6 protein-coding genes are annotated in these 6,469 nt (G+C 62.9%); 1 reads left to right on the top strand and 5 read right to left on the bottom strand.

The features are described 5' to 3' along the window. The 5 genes from P1U55_RS15280 to P1U55_RS15260 all read right to left on the bottom strand — a co-directional run. Positions 1-785: flagellar motor switch protein FliM (locus P1U55_RS15280; protein ID WP_301048498.1), on the bottom strand; the 785-nt coding region annotated here is incomplete at its 3' end. A gap of 122 nt (positions 786-907) precedes the next feature. Further along, positions 908-3,592: an ATP-binding protein gene (locus tag P1U55_RS15275; RefSeq protein WP_301048497.1), complete on the bottom strand. Its 2,685-nt coding sequence runs from the start codon at positions 3,590-3,592 to the stop codon at positions 908-910. Beyond that, complete coding sequence (locus tag P1U55_RS15270; protein WP_301048496.1) at positions 3,582-3,908, bottom strand: hypothetical protein; 327 nt, start codon at positions 3,906-3,908, stop codon at positions 3,582-3,584. The genes P1U55_RS15275 and P1U55_RS15270 overlap by 11 nt, the downstream gene beginning before the upstream one ends. Then, positions 3,905-4,276 (bottom strand): response regulator, encoded by a 372-nt coding sequence (locus tag P1U55_RS15265; RefSeq protein ID WP_301048495.1) that lies wholly within the window; start codon positions 4,274-4,276, stop codon positions 3,905-3,907. Before P1U55_RS15265 ends, P1U55_RS15270 begins: the two co-directional genes overlap by 4 nt. Positions 4,277-4,386: 110 nt before the next feature. Next, positions 4,387-5,721 (bottom strand): XRE family transcriptional regulator, encoded by a 1,335-nt coding sequence (locus tag P1U55_RS15260; RefSeq protein WP_301048494.1) that lies wholly within the window; start codon positions 5,719-5,721, stop codon positions 4,387-4,389. Between the two features lie 221 nt (positions 5,722-5,942). Here P1U55_RS15260 and P1U55_RS15255 point away from each other — a divergent pair. Then, positions 5,943-6,469: ABC transporter substrate-binding protein (locus tag P1U55_RS15255; RefSeq protein WP_301048493.1), on the top strand; the 527-nt coding region annotated here is incomplete at its 3' end.

Genomic DNA, 6,469 nt, shown 5'->3' with positions numbered 1-6,469 from the left:
GCGATCAGATCGCCGGATTTCAATGACATAACCTGCGCAATCGTGCGTTGGCTGCGGTGGAGCACGGCCCGCAGCGGCAGTTCGGCCTCCATCAGATGGGCCTCAATCCTTGGCCCCCAATCCTCTGGCGCCTCCGGTTCGCCGCTGGCGCCCGGTTGGGGCACCGGACGGCCCTCGGGGGCGCGGCCCAGCGCTGGCAGCACGATCATGCCACCGCCTCCCCGTGCGCCGCCCGCAACCGCCACTTCAAAGCGCAAAACGGTGTAGGGCTCATCTTCCAGCATCAGGCCCAGCGGGCGCGGGTCTGCCAAGTGCGACGAAAACCCGAAGCCCGAAAGCCAACTTGCCTCCTTCGCCTCGGCAAAGGTTTCTTCCAGCGCGCCAAGCACCCCGTCAATCCAATCGGCACAGAGCGCGGCATCGGTGCGGGTGGGGCGGCGCGGGCCGGGATCAGCCGCCACCAGCGTGCCGGTGGTTTGCTGCTCGATCAATATCCCCATCATCGAGGTATCAAGCACCATGACCCCCTGCGCCTCATCCGGGCCTTCGAGCAACGCAAAAAGCCCGTTTTCGGGGATTTCATCAAGAAACTCGGCCAAAGACCGGGTGACGCGGCAGGTCTCCCCCGGTGTCAGCGGCATCTCCATGAGCCGGTCCGAGACGCGCGCCATCGCCAATCCCATCGCCTTCTCGACGCTGGGAAGCCCCGCCACAACAAGCGCCGGGTCGGGGGCAGAAGCCGCCAGCTTTCGCCGGAGCACAGGGTCTCTTTCTGTCTCTGTCATGGCTCCATCGAGCGAGTGCCTTAAATCAGATCTGCCCCGTTGTTTCACGCCAAGGTTTGAAATTGGTTAACATCCTGCCGCTACGCCCCCAAAATGCATCAGCTTGCATCTTCCGCGCCGGGTTACCCCGCGGCGGCCACAGCGCTCGCCTCACGCGGGATCCGCACCCGAAACGCCGCGCCGCCCCGGTCAGACAGATAGGCCACATCCCCGCCCAAACGGGCCATGATTTCCTGGCAAATCGCAAGCCCCAGGCCCGCCCCGCCCGCCGACGCGGTATCGGTCAGCCGGACAAATTTTTCAAAGATGATCGCGCGGCTTTTTTCGTCGATGCCTGCGCCGTTATCGACGAAATCCACCACCAGATCGCCACCATCTTCCCGCACCGTGATCGTCAGCTCCGGTGTGGGAGAATCGCAATATTTCCGGGCGTTTGCGATGAGGTTGATGAAGACCTGCGAAAGCCTGTCACCATCGGTTACCAGCTCATAATCTTCCCGGTCCGGCTCACGGCGAATGGTCAACTGGCCCTCGGTTGCGGCAGCAGCAATGGCGCGATCCAAAAGGTCAGGCAGGCGTGCGGGGCCAAGGTTCAGGCTCACCTGCGCGCTTTCCATCACCCCGAGATCAAGCAGATCATCAAGCAGCCGTGTAAGCCGCTGCGCCTCGTCGTGGATGATCAAGGAAAACCGCGCCTGATCCGGCGCCGCCAGCCCGCCTTCGCGCAGCAATTCCGAGAAAGAGCGGATCGACGTCATCGGGGTGCGCAACTCATGGCTGATCTGGCTGAGGAAGGCGTCCTTTTGCACCGAAAGCGCTGTCAGCTTTTCATTGGCATCCCTGAGTTGGCGCGCGGTATGCGCAAGCTCTTCGGATTTTTCCTCAAGCTGCGAGGAATACTCCAGAATTTGCTGCGCTTCGTCGGCCACGCGCATCAAATCTTCCACCAGCACCGAGGAGCCGCCCACGATCTGCCCCACCATCGCGTGGGCCGTGGCCGCGCCCACAGAGCCAGACAAGTCACGCTCAAGATCTGATACAAATTCCGGTGTTGTATCAGGCAGTTGCCCCACCTTTCCCTGCGCCTCGGCCTGCTTTCGAAACAGATCCTGCGCCTCGTCCGCCCCCAAAATCCGCTGCGCCATCATCAGCAAATCTTCGGCTTCGGCGCTGCCCCTGGCCCAGCCTTGTGCGCCGACCGTGTGATCAAACACATTCACCACCTGCGCCGATTGCAATCGCTCCAACGGGCTTGGGAAAGACAGGATCGAAACGGTACACAGGGCCAGCGTGTTCAACCCGATCGACCAGAAAAGCGAGTGCACCAACGGGTCCATCCCGTCGATCCCGAACAACCCCTCCGGGCGCAGCCAGCCCAGCCCCAACGGCCCCTCCGCCAGCAGTGACGCACTCATCGGCCCCGCCGCCCCGAAGCTGGGCAAAAACAGCGTCCACACCCAAATGGTAAACCCAATCAGCAACCCCGCAATCGCCCCCGAGCGCGTGGCCCCGCGCCAGAACAGCCCGCCGAGCAAGGCAGGCAGCACCTGGCTCACCCCGGCGAACGAGATAATGCCAATGGCGGCCAGCGCCTCCGAGCCGCCGGAAAACCGGTAATAAAGGTAGCCAAGCAGCAGCACGCCGCCAATCGAGATGCGTCGTGCCCGCAGCACCACATAGCGCACATCCCCCGCCACCATCGCGCTGCCCACCCGCTGGCGCGACAGCCAGAGCGGCATGACAATATGGTTCGAAACCATGGTCGAAAGGGCAATCGCCGCGACAATCACCATCGAGGTGGCCGAGGAGAGGCCGCCAAGAAAGGCCAGCATCGCCAGCCCGCCCCGCCCCTCGCTCAGCGGCACGGTAAGCACAAAAAGATCGGGGTTTGAGCCTGCGGGAAGCCGCTCAAGCCCGATAACGGCAATCGGTACCACGAAAACAGACATCAGCAGCATGTAAAGCGGAAAGGCCCATGAGGCGGTGGCCAGATGCGCCTCATCGGCGTTTTCGACCACCAGCACCTGAAACATCCGTGGCAGGCACAAAACCGCAGCCGCCGATAAAAAGATCAGCCCCGCCCAGCGGCTTGGGTGCAATTCCCACTCGGCCAGCGGTGACGTTTCGATCCGCGCGATCACATCGCCAACCCCGCCGGCAATGCCCCATGTCACAAAGGTGCCAACCGCCAGCAGCGCCACCAGCTTCACCACCGCCTCTACCGCAATGGCCGTGATCACCCCGTGATGGCGTTCATTGGCATCAAGGTTGCGGGTGCCAAACAGGATGGTGAACAGCGCCAGCCCCGCCGCCACCCAAAACGCATTGCCCTCCTGCGGCCCGGCAATGGTGCGCGGCGAGGCTTCGGCGAAGACCTCAAGCGACAGCGTAACCGACTGAAGCTGAAGCGCAATATAAGGCGTTGTGCCAACCACCGCGAGCAGCGTCACGATCACCCCAAGGGTGTTTGATTTGCCAAACCGGCTGGAGATCAGATCGGCAATCGAGGTGATGCGCTGCGCACGCCCCACGCGCACCAGCTTGCGCAACACCAACCACCAGCCGGTGAGCACCAGCGTTGGGCCAAGGTAGATTGTCAGGTATTCTAAGCCCGAGCGGGCGGCATAGCCCACCGCGCCGTAAAACGTCCAGGCGGTGCAGTAGATCGACAGGCTCAGCGTATAAACCATCGGCGAGCGCAGCCAGCGCCCCGCGCCGCTTTTTGCGCGCCGCTCCGCAAGGAAGGCCACCAAAAAGAGGAAACCCACATAGAGCAGCGAAACCGCGACAAGCAGGTTAAACGACATCGTCGCGCTCCCCGGCCTCCGGCTCACTTGGCAACGGGCCAGACAGGCGGCGCGCGATCAGATAGGCGGCCAGCGTCAACACCGCCCAGGTGACAAATATATAGATCACCCCCGTGGCGGTGCGCGGCTCATTCTCCGGCCCCAGCCACAGCAGCGGAAACATCATCAGCACCAGCCCGAGCAACGGCAGCAGCCTTGCGGCATCCATCAGGCGGCGGCGCTTATAGGTCTGATGCGCCAGAAACAGCGGGATATTCTCGGCATCAACCTCATCGGCGATGTCAATCAGCCGCGCCGCCCGCTTACCCTCGCTCATGCCGCGCCGCCAAGCTCTCGCACGCAGCTCAACACCTCATCATTGGAAAAGGGTTTCGTCATGAAGCGGTTGGCGCCAAATTGCTCGGCCAGTTCCCTGTCCTTACCCTGCCCCTTGGCGGTAAGCACCAGCACCGGCAGCAATTTGGTCTCAGGCCCGGCCCGCAACTCGCGCAAAATGTCAAAGCCGGATTTGTTTGGCAGCATCACGTCAAGGATCATCACGTCAGGCCTGTGGCGGGCTACAGCCGCAAGTGCGCTCGCCCCATCCGAATGGGTATCCACCCTCCAGCCATCACGGCTGAGGATAAAGCGGATCGCTTCAATGATATTCGGTTCATCCTCAACGAGTAGAACACGCTTGCCCAACGAACTCCTCCCCTGTCGTCGCCGCACGTCATTTTGCATTTGACGGTATTTGGCACCAATAGTCAAAACGCCTTGTCTCGGAGGGGCAATATATTCGCCCCAGCGCCCCTCTACCCCCCCACGATAGATGGCTCCCGCCGCGCCGCGCAGCCTTCGCGCGGGCAAATGCGGCAAGAGGTGCCCAACGCCAGCGCCCCGGTCTGCGCCTCTTCTGGCGTGAACCCCTCGTCAAGCAGCAGCATCGTGGCTTCGTAAACCTGCGGTTCCCCAAAGGCGGGCGCGCCCTGCGCCAGCGAGATCGCATAGGCTGAAAAGCGTCTCGGCGCACGGCCCGCCATCTCAACCCGCGTCGCCACCGGCAGGCCGGGCCGCACCAGCGCGGTATAAAGCGGCCATAGCGCACAGGCCGCGCCGTAACGTGGCATCGGAAATCCGGCAATGGGTTTGCGAAAGGTCAGCGTGCCTGATCCATCACAGGCGACAAGGCCAATCTCGCCCGGCAGCCTGTCTCTGGGCAGGGCGGCAAGGCGGCGGAATACCAGATCAACCCCAAGGCCAAAGCGCGCCGCCAACCGGCCCGGATGAAAGCCCTCCTTTTGGGCCGCCGCCAGCAACGCCTCCGCCGGAAGCGCCTCGGCTTCCCGCACATAGCGGCGCACCAGGCTCTCGCCCATCTCCACCGCCGCCGCCCCCTTGAGCGCGCCTCGCATCGTTGCCAGCGCCGCCTCCTCGCTCGCCTTTGGCCCCTCGCCCTCTTCCAGGTGGTAGCCACGCCCGGCCAGCCACGCCTCCAGGTCCTCCTGCGGCGTGCCCGCGTTCCCCGCCTGATCGCCACCACTGTTATCAAGGTAATGCACCAGCCCCTCGGCGCTTTCGGCCAGCCTTGCACTGTCATCGTTGATGTTGCGATGAAAGCGGTCGCGCCACTCGCGGTCAATATCCGGGGTTTCTGCAAGGATCGTCGCGGTAGAGCGGATCGAGGTCACGGATGACAGCATCTCATGCAGACTAGCCGACAGGTGCGGATCATGTGACAGCCGGTCCGAAAGCGCCTCCACGCTGCGCTCCGCCTCCCGCAACCGCCCGTGGGTTTCGGCCAGCAGCGCGGCCCAGCCGGGAAAGCGCCCGGCAAATTCCTCCAGCCGCTCAATCTCTGCGGCGGCCCGGCTGGCGGGCGTCCACCCCTCGCCGTCCTCTTCTCCAGCCGCTTCACGCAGCGCATCTATCAGCGCCGCTTCTGCCCCTTCTGATAGCGCCACCGGCTCGATACTCAACGCCCGCGCGATATCCACCAACAGCTTGCCTCCGATTCTGCGGCGGTTGTGTTCGATCAGATTGAGGTAAGACGGTGAAATACCGACCTTAACGGCAAGCGCGCCTTGCTTGAGGCCGAGGTCGCTGCGGCGGGCGCGGATTCTGGTGCCTGTGAGGGTGCGGGGAGGCATGGGTTTTTATGCGCCTTTTCAACAGGGTTCTGCGGTCGCGAGACAAAATCTTTACAAGTTTCCCCGCGTCCTTGCGAAATAATTTACAGAAAAATGCTGAGTGTGAAAGGATTTGTTGCCACCTTTGCCATCCGCACCCGATAATAAATTATCCCAGAAATGGGCTGTGGCGCGTCAGGGAGGAGCCCGAAGTGCCGCATAAAACAAACGGGAGGACATCTATGTCGTTTAACAACCTCACACGTCGGGGCGTGCTGAAAACCGGCGCCGTAGCCGGTGCTGGTCTGGCCCTGCCCACCATCTTTACGGCGCAGTCCGTTCAGGCCTACACCAACGAGCCAACCGGCGGCACCGTGACCTTCGGCTTCAACGTGCCCCAGTCCGGGCCCTACGCCGATGAGGGCGCCGACGAGCTGCGCGCCTATGAACTGGCTGTCGAGCACCTGAACGGTGGCGGCGACGGCGGCATGATGAGCACCTTCTCTTCGAAGGCGCTTCAAGGCAACGGCATCCTCGGCAAGAAGGTCGAGTTCGTGACCGGCGACACGCAAACAAAGTCTGACGCCGCCCGCGCCTCCGCCAAGTCGATGATCGAAAAGGACAACGCGGTGATGATCACCGGCGGGTCGTCCTCTGGTGTGGCTGTCGCTGTGCAGGGTCTGTGCCAGGATGCCGGCGTGATCTTCATGGCCGGCCTGACCCACTCCAACGACACCACCGGCAAGGACAAGAAGGCCAACGGCTTCCG

It is taken from the genome of Vannielia sp., from assembly GCF_029212645.1.
In the GTDB taxonomy this organism is placed as follows: Bacteria; Pseudomonadota; Alphaproteobacteria; order Rhodobacterales; family Rhodobacteraceae; genus Vannielia.
The sequence above is the reverse complement of the archived record's forward strand: the minus strand, read 5'-3'. Positions and strand labels throughout refer to the sequence as shown.